19 protein-coding genes are annotated in these 13,868 nt (G+C 69.4%); 13 read left to right on the top strand and 6 right to left on the bottom strand.

The features are described from left to right. Nucleotides 1-5 precede the first annotated feature (5 nt). The 6 genes from ACKTTN_RS07050 to ACKTTN_RS07025 all read left to right on the top strand — a co-directional run bounded on the left by ACKTTN_RS07050 (nt 6) and on the right by ACKTTN_RS07025 (nt 4,230). Complete coding sequence (locus ACKTTN_RS07050; RefSeq protein ID WP_407909167.1) at nt 6-845, top strand: NAD-dependent protein deacetylase; 840 nt, start codon at nt 6-8, stop codon at nt 843-845. Between the two features lie 70 nt (nt 846-915). Then, nucleotides 916-1,884 carry an MBL fold metallo-hydrolase gene (locus ACKTTN_RS07045; RefSeq protein WP_407909166.1) on the top strand — a complete coding sequence of 323 codons (969 nt, stop codon included), beginning with the start codon at nt 916-918 and terminating at the stop codon, nt 1,882-1,884. Between the two features lie 66 nt (nt 1,885-1,950). Then, nucleotides 1,951-2,847: an SDR family NAD(P)-dependent oxidoreductase gene (locus tag ACKTTN_RS07040; RefSeq protein WP_407909165.1), complete on the top strand. Its 897-nt coding sequence runs from the start codon at nt 1,951-1,953 to the stop codon at nt 2,845-2,847. Nucleotides 2,848-2,910: 63 nt separating this feature from the next. Beyond that, nucleotides 2,911-3,228, top strand: coding sequence for a hypothetical protein (locus ACKTTN_RS07035; RefSeq protein WP_407909164.1), 318 nt, complete (start codon nt 2,911-2,913; stop codon nt 3,226-3,228). Nucleotides 3,229-3,303: 75 nt separating this feature from the next. Continuing rightward, a complete protein-coding gene (locus ACKTTN_RS07030; protein ID WP_407909163.1) occupies nt 3,304-3,699 on the top strand; it encodes a hypothetical protein in 396 nt (131 codons plus the stop codon). A 60-nt stretch (nt 3,700-3,759) separates the two neighbouring features. Next, nucleotides 3,760-4,230 (top strand): NUDIX domain-containing protein, encoded by a 471-nt coding sequence (locus ACKTTN_RS07025; RefSeq protein WP_407909162.1) that lies wholly within the window; start codon nt 3,760-3,762, stop codon nt 4,228-4,230. Here ACKTTN_RS07025 and ACKTTN_RS07020 read toward each other — a convergent pair whose 3' ends face one another. Continuing rightward, a complete protein-coding gene (locus ACKTTN_RS07020; RefSeq protein ID WP_407909161.1) occupies nt 4,231-4,497 on the bottom strand; it encodes a DksA/TraR family C4-type zinc finger protein in 267 nt (88 codons plus the stop codon). It abuts the gene before it with no gap. A 134-nt stretch (nt 4,498-4,631) separates the two neighbouring features. Here ACKTTN_RS07020 and ACKTTN_RS07015 point away from each other — a divergent pair, with 134 nt between their 5' ends. Then, the gene (locus ACKTTN_RS07015; protein ID WP_407909160.1) at nt 4,632-5,639 is read left to right on the top strand and encodes a GGDEF domain-containing protein; all 1,008 of its coding nucleotides are present in this window, start codon (nt 4,632-4,634) and stop codon (nt 5,637-5,639) included. On the opposite strand, the gene ACKTTN_RS07010 is transcribed toward ACKTTN_RS07015, so the two are convergent. Then, nucleotides 5,636-6,109, bottom strand: a complete 474-nt coding sequence (locus ACKTTN_RS07010) for a DUF1203 domain-containing protein (protein ID WP_407909159.1) — start codon at nt 6,107-6,109, stop codon at nt 5,636-5,638. The genes ACKTTN_RS07015 and ACKTTN_RS07010 overlap by 4 nt on opposite strands. Before the next feature lie 187 nt (nt 6,110-6,296). Here ACKTTN_RS07010 and ACKTTN_RS07005 point away from each other — a divergent pair, with 187 nt between their 5' ends. After that, nucleotides 6,297-7,364 carry a DUF1615 domain-containing protein gene (locus ACKTTN_RS07005; protein WP_407910028.1) on the top strand — a complete coding sequence of 356 codons (1,068 nt, stop codon included), beginning with the start codon at nt 6,297-6,299 and terminating at the stop codon, nt 7,362-7,364. Between the two features lie 18 nt (nt 7,365-7,382). Here the strand turns inward: ACKTTN_RS07005 and ACKTTN_RS07000 are convergent, their stop codons facing one another. After that, nucleotides 7,383-8,384: an SDR family oxidoreductase gene (locus ACKTTN_RS07000; RefSeq protein WP_407909158.1), complete on the bottom strand. Its 1,002-nt coding sequence runs from the start codon at nt 8,382-8,384 to the stop codon at nt 7,383-7,385. A gap of 97 nt (nt 8,385-8,481) precedes the next feature. Next, nucleotides 8,482-9,000, bottom strand: coding sequence for a DUF1993 domain-containing protein (locus ACKTTN_RS06995; protein WP_407909157.1), 519 nt, complete (start codon nt 8,998-9,000; stop codon nt 8,482-8,484). Between ACKTTN_RS06995 and ACKTTN_RS06990 the strand changes: the two genes are divergently transcribed. The 5 genes from ACKTTN_RS06990 to ACKTTN_RS06970 all read left to right on the top strand — a co-directional run bounded on the left by ACKTTN_RS06990 (nt 8,999) and on the right by ACKTTN_RS06970 (nt 12,534). Further along, nucleotides 8,999-9,142, top strand: a complete 144-nt coding sequence (locus tag ACKTTN_RS06990; protein ID WP_407909156.1) for a hypothetical protein — start codon at nt 8,999-9,001, stop codon at nt 9,140-9,142. The two genes, ACKTTN_RS06995 and ACKTTN_RS06990, sit on opposite strands and share 2 nt — an antisense overlap. Nucleotides 9,143-9,186: 44 nt before the next feature. Next, complete coding sequence (locus tag ACKTTN_RS06985) at nt 9,187-9,483, top strand: hypothetical protein (protein WP_407909155.1); 297 nt, start codon at nt 9,187-9,189, stop codon at nt 9,481-9,483. A gap of 73 nt (nt 9,484-9,556) precedes the next feature. Beyond that, nucleotides 9,557-9,859 carry a DUF2388 domain-containing protein gene (locus ACKTTN_RS06980; protein ID WP_407910027.1) on the top strand — a complete coding sequence of 101 codons (303 nt, stop codon included), beginning with the start codon at nt 9,557-9,559 and terminating at the stop codon, nt 9,857-9,859. Between the two features lie 19 nt (nt 9,860-9,878). After that, nucleotides 9,879-11,675: a DUF7844 domain-containing protein gene (locus ACKTTN_RS06975; RefSeq protein ID WP_407909154.1), complete on the top strand. Its 1,797-nt coding sequence runs from the start codon at nt 9,879-9,881 to the stop codon at nt 11,673-11,675. Nucleotides 11,676-11,787: 112 nt separating this feature from the next. Next, a complete protein-coding gene (locus ACKTTN_RS06970) occupies nt 11,788-12,534 on the top strand; it encodes a transporter (RefSeq protein WP_407909153.1) in 747 nt (248 codons plus the stop codon). A gap of 16 nt (nt 12,535-12,550) precedes the next feature. On the opposite strand, the gene ACKTTN_RS06965 is transcribed toward ACKTTN_RS06970, so the two are convergent. Both ACKTTN_RS06965 and ACKTTN_RS06960 read right to left on the bottom strand, forming a co-directional pair. Then, entirely contained in the window at nt 12,551-12,994 is a 444-nt protein-coding gene (locus ACKTTN_RS06965) for a cupin domain-containing protein (RefSeq protein WP_407909152.1), read from the bottom strand. 81 nt (nt 12,995-13,075) lie between these two features. Beyond that, nucleotides 13,076-13,792, bottom strand: coding sequence for an SOS response-associated peptidase (locus ACKTTN_RS06960; RefSeq protein ID WP_407909151.1), 717 nt, complete (start codon nt 13,790-13,792; stop codon nt 13,076-13,078). Between the last annotated feature and the right edge of the window lie 76 nt (nt 13,793-13,868).

The raw sequence follows: 13,868 nt of genomic DNA, 5'->3' as shown, positions 1-13,868 counted from the left end.
CCCGCATGCACGTGATCGCCGATGTCGACGCCACCGCCCATGCGCGCATCCTGCGCGACTGGCTCGCGCCGCTCGAGCGGGTGTTCGTGCTGACGGGCGCCGGCTGCAGCACGGCATCGGGCATACCCGACTATCGCGACGAAGCGGGCGGCTGGAAGCGTACGCCGCCGGTCACGTTCCAGGCGTTCACGCAGGACGATTCGACGCGGCGTCGCTATTGGGCGCGGTCGTTTGCCGGCTGGCCGGTGTTCTCGCGCGCGCAGCCGAATCCTGCGCATGCCGCGCTCGCGCGTTGGGAAGCGCACGGCCGCATGTCGTTACTGCTCACGCAGAACGTCGACGGCCTGCATCAGCGTGCGGGCAGCGAAAACGTCGTCGACCTGCACGGCCGGCTCGATACCGTCCGTTGCCTCGATTGCGACGTCCGCACGCCACGCGATGCCATGCAGGCGCGGCTCGCCCATGCCAACCCCGGCTGGGCCGACGCTATCACCGCGTTCGCACCTGACGGCGATGCCGACCTCTCACGCGTCGACTTCGACGACTTCGTGATTCCACCCTGTACGCGCTGCGGCGGCATGCTCAAGCCGGACGTCGTGTTCTTCGGCGAGAACGTGCCCCGCGCACGCTTCGACGATGCGCGCGATGCGCTGTCGGCCAGCGATGCATTGCTCGTCGTGGGTTCGTCGCTGATGGTGTATTCGGGTTTCCGCTTCGCCCGCATGGCGCACGAGGCCGGCCTGCCGATCGCGCTGGTCACGCGCGGTGCGACACGCGCCGATGACCTGGCCGCGCTCGCCGTTCGCGCCGATTGCACCAAGGTGCTGCCGCACGCGCTGGGCTGAACGGGCCGCTGTCACGGCCTGCCGACCGGGGCCCTGCGAGCCTCGCGCCGTCGACCGAGCGCATCCGGCCATGAAGATCCACCACCTCAACTGCATTTCGACCTGCCCGCTGGGTGGGCGGTTGATGGATGGCTGCACGCGATCGTTCGTCGCACGCGGTCATCTCACCTCGCACTGCCTGCTGCTGGAAGCGGACGATCGATTGATCCTCGTCGACACCGGCATGGGCCTGCGCGACGTGCATGATCCGCACAGCCGGCTCTCGCGGTTCTTCCTCGGCCTTGTCGCGCCCGACCTGCGCGAAGAGATGACGGCGATCCGCCAGGTCGAGCGCATGGGATTCGACCCGCGCGACGTTCGCGACATCGTGCTCACCCATCTCGATTTCGACCACGCCGGCGGGCTCGACGATTTCCCGCATGCACGCGTGCACCTGATGACGCGCGAGCGCGAGTACGCAGAGCAGCAGACGACGTGGCTGGATCGCCAGCGCTTCCGGCCGCAGCAGTGGTCGACGCGCGGCCACTGGCATACATACGCCGGCTCATCGGGCGAGCAGTGGATGGGATTCGATTGCGTGCGCGATCTCGAAGGCCTGCCGCCCGACGTGCTGCTCGTGCCATTGCACGGCCACACGTTCGGCCATGTCGGCGTGGCCGTGCGCAGCAAGGGCCAATGGAAGCTCAACGCAGGCGACGCCTACTTCTATCACGCGGAACTCGACCCGGTGCGACCGCACTGCACGCCGGGCCTGCGCCTGTACCAGTGGATGCTCGAGAAGGATCGACGCGCGCGCCTGCACAACCAGGAGCGCCTGCGCGAACTGCGCCGCCAGCATGTCGGCGACGTCGATATCTTCTGCTCACATGACATCCTCGAATTCGAACGCCTTGCCGGACGCTCCGCGCGCATTCCCGCCCACCGCCTGCAGGCCGACCTGCCGCGCCCCCGCGTGCAGGCCGACCACGTGCACTGGCCTGTCGACGATGCATCGTCGCGCGGTAGCCGCGGCTCGATCGATCGCGCTCGCCCGCACTGAACGACCAACACCCGGCCACCACGGCCGGTCGTGCAGCCTGTCGACCACTCCGATCGGGAATCGACCATGCCGGCACGCACCGCAGTCATCACCGGCGCTTCGAGTGGCTTCGGCCGCGGCGTCGCGCTCCGTCTCGCCGAGCAAGGCTTCAACCTCGTGCTCGCCGCGCGCCGAAGCAACCTGCTCGACCAGCTCGCCGAAGAATGCGCCAACGCGATCGCGGTGACCTGCGACGTCGGCAATCCGAACGCCGTCGAGAAACTCGCCGCCGCGGCGATCGCCAAGTTCAATCGCTTCGACGTGTGGATCAATAACGCGGGCGTCGCGGCGCTCGGGCCGTTCGAACGCGTTCCGCTCGACGACCACATGCGCGTGATGCAGACCAACATGGGCGGCGCGATCGCCGGCAGCTACGTCGCGCTGCGTCATTTCCGCCAGCTCGGCCACGGCACGCTGATCAACGTCGCATCGATGCTCGGCCGGACGCCCGCTCCCTACTACGCATCGTATTGCGCGACCAAGTACGGCATCGTCGGCCTGTGCGATGCGCTGCGGCAGGAACTCGCCGCGGTCGATGCCACCGACATCCACGTCTGCGCGGTGCTGCCGATGGCCGCGGACACGCCGTTCTTCGACCACGCCGCGAACTACACCGGCCACACGCTGCACCCATTCCCGATCACCGATGCCGACGAAATCATCGACGCCATCGTCGGCGTGGTGAACGCGCCGCGCGACGAGGTCACGGTCGGGCTGTCGGCCACCGCCGCCGTGATCGCCGAGAGACTCTCCCAGACGATCACGCACGGCATGACCGGCGCGATGCAGCAGCTGATGCAGGAGCAGGCGCCGGAAGCGCCCATCGAAACGGGCAACCTGCACCGTCCGCTCGCGATCGGCACCGGCGTGCACGGCAGCATCCTGCAGCGGCTCGATGTCGAACGTCAGCAACCGCGGCACTGACCGCGACGCGCGGGTCACGGCCCGCGCGCGAGGCTTGGATGCGTCGCCCCACGGAGCACGATCATGACCAGCAGCAAGCGCCCGCATGAAGACGGCGGCTACGGCAACAGCAACCTGGTCGGCAGTGACGAGAGCGGCCTGCGCTCGGCGATCGAGAGCCGCGAGCTGATGGACGATGCGACGCATCGCGCGGCACCGCGACGCGATGCCGCGTCGAACGTGGGCGGCCCGGGCCGCGTGGTCGACCGCAGTGCCGGCGGGCGCCGCGTCGACGGCGCGGATTCGAGCGCCGCCATGGGCACCTCCATAGACGATGCGACGGCGGAATCAACGGGCGAACTGTCGGGCGGCCGCAGCGGCCGCAACGGGCTGGAAGACTGAGGGACGACGCGATGCGCCACTCGCGCCGCCGCGCGCGAGGGTGCAGACTGCGCGCCCGTTTCGCCGACCGACGCCATGCCCGTTTCCTCGCGCCCCCGCCATCCACGACGTCGGCCTGACGGCAACGGCAGCGGCCGCAACATGCCGGCCGTCGCGCATCTTCTGACGGCCGACGAGAGCATCGTCGGCGGCATCGCCCGGCGCGACGACGAATACGCGCTCGTGCTCGGCGGCCGCGTGGTCGCATCGACCGACAGCGCCGGCATGGCGATCGCGATGCTGCGCCACGCACGCGTGATGCTGTCGAACGACGACGCACCGCTTTCGATCCGCGTGGCGCCTGCGCTGGAGACGCCGGCAACGCTCGAGGCCGACGCCGCGGGGCTCACGCTCGAGGCCTACCTGGATGCGCTGGAAGCCGAGCGCGTCGAACGCGCCGACGATCGCGAAGCGGCATTGCGCCCGCAGTAGTTTCACGCGGCCGACGCAGCGCTGCGGCAAGACTCCGCGCCGGCTCGGGAACGACGACGCATGCCCCAGGAAAGCGCCGGAATCCTGCTCTATCGCAACGGCCCCGATGGGCTGCACGTTCTGCTGGCGCACCCCGGCGGCCCGTTCTGGCAATCGCGCGATGCCGGTGCGTGGAGCATTCCGAAAGGCGGCCCCATGCCGGGTGAGACACCGGAACAGACGGCGCGTCGCGAATTCGAGGAGGAACTCGGCATGGCGGCGACGGGCGATCTGGTGCCGCTCGGCCGGCTTCGTCAGAAGGGCGGCAAATGGGTGGAGGCGTTCGCGATGGAAGGCGAGTTCGATCCCGCCGACCTGCGCAGCATCGCGTTCCAGATGGAGTGGCCGCCACGCAGCGGAAAGCTGAGCGAGTTCCCGGAAGTCGATCGCGCGCAATGGTTCGCGCTCGACGAAGCACACGCGAAGATGCTCGACAGCCAGCGTCCGCTGCTCGACCGCCTGGATGCGTTGCTCAACCCACGCCCCGACTGATCAGCGCAGCTGGCTGTCCTTGCTGCCGCGCCGGTTGTAGCCGCTGACCGCACTCTCGTCGGCGTCGTGCAACTCCTGGCAGGCGACGCACAGCCGCACGCCGGGCAAGGCCTGTCGCCGCGCCTCGGGAATCGGCGCTTCGCATTCCTCGCAGTGACTGCGGCCCGGCCCCTGCGGCAGCCGGCTTCGCGCGCGGCGGATCGCGTCGCCCACCGTCGCGTCGATCTGGTCCTGCACCGCGCCGTCGCCTGCCCAACCTGTCGCCATGGCCGTGCCTCCTCGGCTTCGAGGATAGGCCGGGGTCGATGAACACGCGACGACGAGCCGCTGCGTGTCGCGCGAGCGTGCGACACAGGATCGGCCCATCATGCAAAATCGGTTCATCACCGCCGGGATGACCGATGGAACGCCTGCTCGCACAGCTTTCGCAATCGCTCGACAACGCCCGCACGCTGGACGAACTCGTTCGCCCGCTGCTGGAAATGCTGCAGACGGTGACCGGCCTCGAGTCGACATATCTCACCGAGGTCGACGAGACCGCGGGCGAGCAGCACATCCTGTTCTCGCGCAACGCCGGCGGCCTGGACATTCCGGAAGGCCTGACGGTGCCGTGGGACGACACGCTGTGTCGCCGCGCACTCGAGGAAGGCCGCACGCAGTGCGACGACGTGCCGGGCCGCTGGGGCGATTCCGAGGCTGCCGCGGCGCTCGGCCTGCAGACCTACGTGAGCGTTCCCGTCCGCATGGGCGACGGCGCGCTGTTCGGCACGCTGTGCGCGGCCAGTGCGCAACGCCACGTGCTCGACGCCGACGCCGAAAACGTCCTGCGCCTGTTCTCGCGACTCATCGGCTATCACATCGAACGCGAGCGGATGATCGAACAGCTGCAGCGCATGAACAGCGAGCTGGCGACCTCCGCGTTGGCCGATCCGCTCACCGGCCTGCCGAATCGGCGCTCGCTGGCGCAGGAGCTGTCGCGCATGCTGGCCCGCGTGCAACGCGACGACCGCGCGCTGGTGGTCGCGTACATCGACCTCGACGAATTCAAGGCGATCAACGACGCGTACGGCCACGAAGTCGGCGACCGCTTCCTGGTCGCGATGGCGCGCGCGCTGGAAGCGGCGCTGCGTGGCGGCGACGTGGTTGCGCGCATCGGCGGCGACGAGTTCGTGGTGGCGGGCACGGTACCGCGCGAAAACGCGGAAGCCGCGGCCCATGTGCTGTGCAAGCGCCTCGAAGCGGCCACGGTCGGACGCTTCGACGTCGGCAACGGCCGCCATGTCGATTACCGCGGCGCCAGCGTCGGCGTGGTGCTTGCGCGCACGGGCGAGGTCGATGCGGAAGCGGTGCTCGCGCGCGCCGACCGCGCCATGTACGAGGCAAAGCGCACGCGCCGCGGACGCGCCTAGGCGACCAGCCGTTCCACGCGCGCGGCGAAGCAGCCGGGACGCGCGTAGTGCACATGGATGTAGTCGACGTCGGCATTGGCGAACATCGCGACGATGCGCGCGTCGGCGTCGACGCCGTCCACCACGTCGGCCTCCGCCATCATGTGCGCCGCATCGAATGCGCGTAGCGACAGCAGGCGGCGACGCATCACCTCCGGCACGCCGCCATCGACGATGCGCGCCTCGGTCGCCCCTTCGCGCACGTACACGGCATGGCTCGCCCGATACGGCGAATGCGCCGGCTGGTGCACGTAATTGACCAGCAGCGCGACCTCGCCGTCGACGAGGTCACGCAATTCGACGCGGTCCGGCACCCCGCCGTCCGCGCCCACGCGGACACGACGCGCGCCGCGCGCGACCAGCTCGTCGTCAGACAAGGCATACAGCGGAACGAAGGGTGACGGGTCGAGGCCGACTACACGGAAGGTCATGGTGCCGCTCCACGGGAAGGATGCGTGCAGGATCCGCACCAAGGGCACAGCGTGCTATCCGGATCCTGCGCTCCGCGAACAGCCACTGGGCTACCCTTCGCCATCGCTGCCAGTCGCCGACCCCGTGACCCGACGCAAACCATTCGCTGCTCCGACGTCCAAGTCCCCGCGTCATGCGCTCCCGGCTGTGCTGGCGCTCGTGTTGCTGCTGCCGGCCTGCCACGAAACGCCGCAGGTGCGCCCCAAGACCCCCGCCGAAGTGCGCGCCGAACTGTCGCGGGTGATGCCGCCGAACATTCGCGACCGCAGCGGTTGGGCCGCCGATATCCAGGCCGCGTTCGCGACGCTGAAGATCGAGCCCTCGACCGCGAACCTCTGCTCGGTCGTGGCGGTCGCCGAGCAGGAATCGGGCTTCAGTGCCGATCCGAGCGTGCCGGGGCTGGGCAACATCGCGCTGGAGGAGATCGACCGTCGCGTCGCCGCGCACCACATTCCGCCGCTGGTCGCGCGCGCGGCATTGCAGATCAGCGCCCCCGACGGCCGTACGTGGCAGCAGCACATCGCCGCCGCGAGCACGGAACGCGAACTCAGCGATGTCTACGAGGCGATGATCGGCCGCGTGCCGATGGGCACGCGCCTGCTCGCGAATGCCAACCCCGTGCACACCGGCGGGCCGATGCAGGTCAGCGTCGCATTCGCCGAAGCGCTGGCGCGCGACAAGGACTATCCGTATCCCGTCGACGGCTCCATCCGCCACGAGGTGTTCACCCGACGCGGCGGCGTGTACTTCGGTACGGCGCACCTGCTTGGCTATCGCGCGTCGTACAAGCAGCCGATCTTCCGCTTCGCCGATTACAACGCCGGCTGGTATGCGAGCCGCAATGCCGCGTTCCAGAACATGGTGTCGATCGCGACCGGCGTCCCGCTCGATCTGGACGGCGACCTCGTCAGCTACGACGGCGGCGCCAGCCGCACCGAAACGGCGATCGGCTCGCTGTCGCAGGAACTCGGCATGGATGCGTCGCAGATCCATCGCGCGTTGCTGAAGTCGGGAACGCTCGACTTCGAGAAGACCGACCTCTATCGCGACATCGCGCAACTCGCCGAACGCTCGGCCGGGCATGCCCTACCGCGCGCGCGCCTGCCGGAAATCCGCCTGAACAGCCCGAAGATCACGCGACGACTGACCACCGCATGGTTCGCGCAACGCGTGGAGCAGCGATATCGACGCTGCATGGCGCGGGCGAGGCACTGAACCCCGCCCGCGTCTGGATCAGCCGCGCGGTCCGCCCATTACCGGCAGGATCGCGCCGTTGATGTAGGAACCGGTCACCGGAGACGCGAGGAACACGTACGCGGGCGACAGTTCCTCCGGTTGCGCGGGCCGCTTCATGTCGCTCTTGTGGCCGAACTCGGAGACCGATTCGGCATCGCGATCGGCCGGGTTCAGCGGCGTCCACACCGGGCCGGGCGCCACGGCGTTCACGCGTATGCCGCGTTCCAGCAGGTTGCTCGCGAGCGACATGGTGAAGGCGTTGATCGCGCCCTTCGTGGCGGAATAGTCGAGCAGTTCCTTGCTGCCGAAGATCGCTGTCTCCGACGTGGTGTTGACGATGCACGCGCCCTTCTTCATGTGCGGCAGCGCGGCACGCGCCATGTGGAAGTAACCGCCTACGTTGGTTTCCAGCGTCATCATCAACTGCTCGTCGGTGATGTCCTCGAGGCCCTTCGCATGCTGCTGGAACGCGGCGTTGTTGACGAGGATGTCGAGCTTGCCGAATTCGTCGACCACCTTGCGCACCGCGTCGTCGCAGAACGCCGCGTCGCGCACGTCGCCGGCGATGGTGATACAGCGACGCCCTTCGGCCTCGACGAACTCCTTCGTCGTGCGTGCGTCTTCGTGTTCGTCGAGGTACAGCACGGCGACGTCGGCGCCTTCGCGCGCGAACAGCACCGCCACGGCGCGGCCGATGCCCGAATCGCCGCCGGTCACGATCGCGACCATGTCGTCGAGCTTGCCGCTACCGAGATAGCCGGGCGCGAGGAAGCGCGGTTCGAGCTCCAGTTCGTGCTCGTTGCCGGGCTTCTTCAGGTGTTGCTTCGGCAGCGGGTTCTCCGGCTTCCTGTCGAGGCCGGCCTGCACCGCCTTCTTGCTCTCGCCCGACTTGCCGCCGCCACTTCCGCCCGCGGCTTCCTTCTTGTCGATCCTCGACTGGATGCTGCGCTGCGCATCCGCGGTGCGGGCGCCGTCGCCTTTGGGGTGCTGGCTCGCCATGGGGCTCGTCCTGTGCAGGGAAAGCCCAACCCTGCCGGGCGCTCCGCAAAGCGCCGGTGAGCGGCGGCTCACGAAAACGTGAGCCGCGCGCCGATGTTCAGGTCGGTGCGTTGGGGCCGGCGATGAAGTCCGTCTTGCCTAGCGGCGCACCTTCTCGGCGCAGCAGGGCGTACGTCGTGGTGATGTGGAAGAACAGGTTCGGCAGGACGAACTGCAGGAGATAGTCCTGGCCGTTGAAGCGCAGCTCGCCGACCCGCGTGGTCAGCACGATCTCGCGCCCTTCGCTCCCGTCGATCCTGCCCGCATCGACCGCTTCCACCAGCTCGATGCTGCGGTCGATACGCGCGTACAGCTGCTCCATCGTCGTTTCGTCGTCGGGCAGCGGCACGGGATCCTGCCCGGCCAGTCGCGCGGCGCCGTTCTTCGCCATGTCGCAGGCGATCTGCACCTGTCGCGACAGCGGCAGCATGTCGTCGACCACGCGCAGCTCGAGCAGCGAGTCCGGCGCGACGCCGCGATCGCGCGCATGCGCCGCGCCCTTGTCGAGGATGTGGCGGAGGTTGCGCAGCGCGCGCACGAACACCGGAATCGAAGCCTGGGACAGGGAGATCGTCATGACCGTCTCGCGGATGGGAATGCCCAAGGGTAATACGCCGCCGTTGCGCCGCGCCTCGGCCCGGCACGGTCCGCAGCGGGCGTCGATCGCGACGCGTCGGAACGCCGCGTTCACCGCATGGCAACGGCAGCGGCCGGCATGATCGGGTCATGCGGCCGTGGATCGCCGCGACTCGAGGTGCGCGCCATGCAGGAACGGATCGAGGTCGGGCAGATGGTGTTCGTCGTGGATGGTGGCGTAGGCGTGGGCGCCGTGCGCGAAACGCGGCGCGACGAATTCGTCATCAACATCCAGAACGCTGGCGATTTCGTGCTGCCGGTGAGCGCGGTGCGCGACGTGCACTCGGGCAAGGTGCTGCTCGACCTGCAGCGGCTGGACGACAACGTCCTCGAGGCGCTGCGCCATGTGCACGACGCCGAATCGCCGGAGTACGCGGTCGTCGATCCACACGACGGCACGCCGGACGCGTCGCGCCCGCACTGACGGCCGGTTCAGCCGGACGCGACCGCGCCGCACTATCCTCGGCATCCCGTCACCGGATTCCGACCGCATGGCCCTGTCCCGCACGCTGCTCGCGACCGCCGTCGCCCTCGCCTTTCCGCTGTCCGCCTCGGCCAGCAGCTTTGCCGGTTCGTCCGCCGGTTCATCGGCGGGCGCGTCGTCGAATTCGAGCGGCAGTTCGTCCGGCGACGACAAGGTCGTGATGCAGGCGCGCGACGACGCGGCGATGTTCGTCGCCACCGACGGCGAAGTGCGCGGCGCGCAATTGGAGGCAGCGCTGCGGCTGATGCGCGAACACCGCCACGACGCGAAGTCCGCGAGCGACCTGCAACTCGCGATGGCGATTCTCGCCCGCTGATTCGCTACGGCGTCGTCGCATGCACCGCGCGCGACCGGTCGCGCTCGCCGCTGTGGCGCTGGTCGCGTTCGCAGTGCCCGCGTGTGCCGTACAGCTGTCGACCGTCGACACCGGCTTGACCGATACGCAGCGTGCGACGAGCGACACCGTGCTCGCGCATGCGATCGAATTGCTTCCGCCCGCGTGGTCCGCTGCGTTGGACGCGCCACTGCGCGTGGAATGGCGCGACGACCTGCCCGCGCACGTCGAAGGCCGTTACGTTGCCGGCACCGTGAAGCTGCGACGTTCGCTGCTGGACCCGTCGACGCCTGTCTCACCATCGCGACCCGCGGTCGCCGCCGTCCTGCATGAACTCGCGCACGCATGGGATCGTTCGCCGCGCGGCGGGCTGTCGCGCGACCCGCGCCTGCTCGATCTCGCGGGCTGGCCCGCCGCACCGTTGCACGCGGGCGGCCGCGTCGCCACGAACGATTTCCGCGATCGTTCGCCGGACGACTACGAACGCGCGAATCCTCGCGAGTTCGTCGCCGTCAATCTCGAGCATTTCCTGCTCGACGCCGATTACGCCTGCCGCCGCCCCACTCTGGCACGCTGGTTCGCATCGCGCACGGGCGCAACGCTTGCCAAGCGCGACTGCGCGCCGCCTGCGTTCGTGCAAGCCGGCACGCAGGGCGCGGCAGACGCATCGCCGCTGCTCACGCTCGATCCGTCGCGCGTCTACGCGGTCGACTACCTGCTCGCGGGCGCCGACCGGCGGCCGATGAGCCGCTGGGGTCATTCCATGTTGCGACTGGTCGTGTGCGCGCCGGGGCGTGCGCCTGGCCCGGACTGTCGTCTGGATATCGCGTGGCACGTGGTGCTGTCGTTCCGGGCCTTTGTCGACGACGTGCAGATCTCGAGCTGGCGCGGGCTTACAGGCGGCTACCCGTCGCGCCTGTTCGCGTTGCCGATGCCGCAGGTGATCGACGAATACACCAAGGTCGAGCTGCGCGACCTCACCTCGACGCCGCTGCGCCTGTCGCGCGACGAGATCGCATCGCTGCTCGAACGCGCCGCGCAGGTGCACTGGTCGTATGACGGGCGGTATCGCTTCGTCACCCGCAACTGTGCAGTCGAAACCGCGACGCTGCTGCACGATGGCGTACCGCGGCTGGCGTCGATGGACCTCTCGAGCATCACGCCGACAGGACTGCTCGCGCGGCTGGTGCGTCACGACGTCGCCGACACATCCGTCCTCAACGACGCCGACGCGGCACGCCGCCTGGGCTATCGCTTCGACTCGCAGGCGCAGCACTACGCGCAGCTGTTCGATGCGGCCAGGTCGACGCTGCCGATTCCGCAACGTGACGTCGTCGCATGGCTCGACGCGGCTCCCGCGGCACGCGCGCAATGGATCGATCGCGCCGACCTGAAGGCCACCGCCGCGCTGCTCGTGCTGGAGACTGCGGCGCTTCGACGCGCGGAGTTGCGTTCGGCGGACGGGTTGAAGCGCCGACTGCTGCGCGACAGCGACGACGCCGCGAAAGCGCTGCGCGCCGACACTGAAGCCGCGATCGGGATCACCGCGCGCCTCGCGCGTCCGGCATCGTTCGCGCCGGCCGGCTACGGCGTGCCGACGACGGGCGAGCGGCCGGCGATCGCGTCGCGCGTTTCGGTCGATGCGGCCCGCGCCGCGCAGCAGGAGATCTCGTTGCGCGCGGAGGCGGAAGCGATGTTGCCTTCGCGCGAGCGCGCGGACCTGCACGACGCACGCGACAACGTCCAACGGCTCGGACACCGGCTGCGCACGCTGTCGGCATCGGGGGGCTCGTCGTGACGTGCGCGAACGATCCAGTCGCGGGCGGCTGAACGACCGCTGCGGAGGCCTTGGCCGCTAAAGCCCGGCCATTCGCGGTCGTTGACGAGAGGGACCTGTCCGGACCGCCTCCATGAACCGCTCGCACGCCCGCCGCCTGATCCTGCTCGCCGGCCTCGTCGCCGCCCTGCCCGCCTTCGCCGAAGACCCGATCTCGACCGACCGCCCGGACTTCGTCGAGTCCAGCGTAACGGTCGGCCGCCACGTGCAGCTGGAAACCAGCGTCGCGGCGAGCGCCGACGACGGCGTTCCGCTCGAGCGTTCGATGCCGACGCTGCTGCGTGTCGGCATGGGCGACGCGTGGGAACTGCGCATCGAGACCGAAGGCCGCGTCAGCGCCGCGGGTGAGTCGGACTGGAGCGACGTCGGCATTGGCGTGAAGCACCACCTGCAGGATCGCGACGGCATGCCGTCGATGGCGTGGATCGCAGGTGCGGAACTGCCGACCGGTGTCGGCGCGGACGGCCGCGGCGTGCGGCCGTCGCTCGAGTTCGTCGCCGAATGGGAGCTTGCGCACGACATCGGCGTCGGCGTGATGCCCGGCCTTGCCTACGAGCGCGGCGACGGCGAGAACGGACTGGCAGGACTGTTCGCGGTCGTGGTCGGCAAGTCGTTCGCCGACGGCCATGCACGCGTGTTCGGCGAGGTCGCGGCGCAGCGCATTCCGCTGCACGGCGACGACGGCCCGGAAACCACTTTCGACGCCGGCGCGAGCTGGCGGTTCGGCGAGAACACGCAGGTCGACGCGGCCTACAGCCACGGCCTGAGCGACGCCGCCGCGGACCGCGCGTGGACGATCGGCCTGTCGCAACGCTGGTGATCGACGCCGCGCGTCGTCAGTACGGCGTGCCGTCCAGGTGGGTGTAGCGCTCGCCGGACCAGCGCATGTCGATGTCGGGGTAATGGCAGACGCGCGTCGTCGACTGGCCGATCGCGACGAACACGCAGTCGACATCACCGTCGTTGCGGATGCAGTGGCCGTTGCCGTCGCCCTTCGGGAATGCGGCGACGTCGCCGGCGCGTAGCCGCGTTTCGCCGGCGTCGTCCACCAGCACCGCTTCGCCTGAAATCATCACGACCAGTTCGTCCTCGTCTTCGTGCCAATGGCGCTGCGCGGACCACGCGCCGGGCTTGAGCACGACGTGGCTCGCGGCGAAGTCGGTGAGGCCCGCGGCCGGCGCGAGGCGGCGATACCAGCGGCCGGCGACGTCGCGCGCATACGGTTCGGGATAGCCGGTGGTGTTGGCTGCGGGAATTGCGTCGAGGTCGATGCGCGGCATCGTCGTGCTCCGGTGGTCTCGACGCATTGAAGCGCGATGCGTGCCGACATGGGCGCCTGCCATCGGAAGCAAGCGTTCCACTCAGTCGATGTCCTCGTCGTCGAGCCAGGCTTCGTCGTCGGACGCCGGCGCCGTGTCGTCAGCCGCGGCCGGCTCGAGCAGCGTGTAGTCGTCGGCGTCGCGGCTGCGGATCGCGCGCGACACCGGATACGCATCCAGCAGCGGCTGGCGCATGGTCGACAGGAAACGTTGCGCGAACCACGGCCCGGCGATCCAGTCGGCGACCTTCGATGCAGGCAGGAACGCCGGGCCGTCCGGCACCAGCGGCGGCGGGATCGCGTCGTTGGCCATCGTCAATGCCGTGAACGTGAGCATCTCCGGTGCGTTGGCCGGCCATCGGTCCCACAGGCCGGCCGCGAACAGCACGGCGCCATCGCGCGACTGGATGAAGTACGGCCGCGCCGGCTTCACCGTGCGGTCCCATTTGTAGTAGCCCGTCATCGGCACCACGCAGCGGCGTTTCTCCCACGCGCTGCGGTAGATGCGGCTGGAGGGCGCGCGATCCAGTCGCGCGGTCACCGTCGTGTACTTGGTGTCCGGCGTCTTCGACCAGCTCGGCACCAGCCCCCAGAGCGCGTCGGCGACATCGGGGCCGTCACCGACGTCGAGGATCACGGCGGCCGGCTTGCGCACGGCGATGTTGTAGCGCTCCGGCGAATCCGCGAGTGCCCCGGCAACGCGACCGGGAAGCTGGGGCGGCAGCGCTTCCGGCAGGAAGGCCTGGGCGAATCGGCGCATGGCGGGACGGTGGCGGAAAACAACGCTGATGCCACGTCGCGTGTCGCGACGACGTGCGCGGTCGGCCTTCAGGATT

The organism is Lysobacter claricitrinus (assembly GCF_045866565.1).
In the GTDB taxonomy this organism is placed as follows: Bacteria; Pseudomonadota; Gammaproteobacteria; order Xanthomonadales; family Xanthomonadaceae; genus Cognatilysobacter; species Cognatilysobacter claricitrinus.
This window is presented reverse-complemented; position numbering and strand designations above follow the sequence as displayed.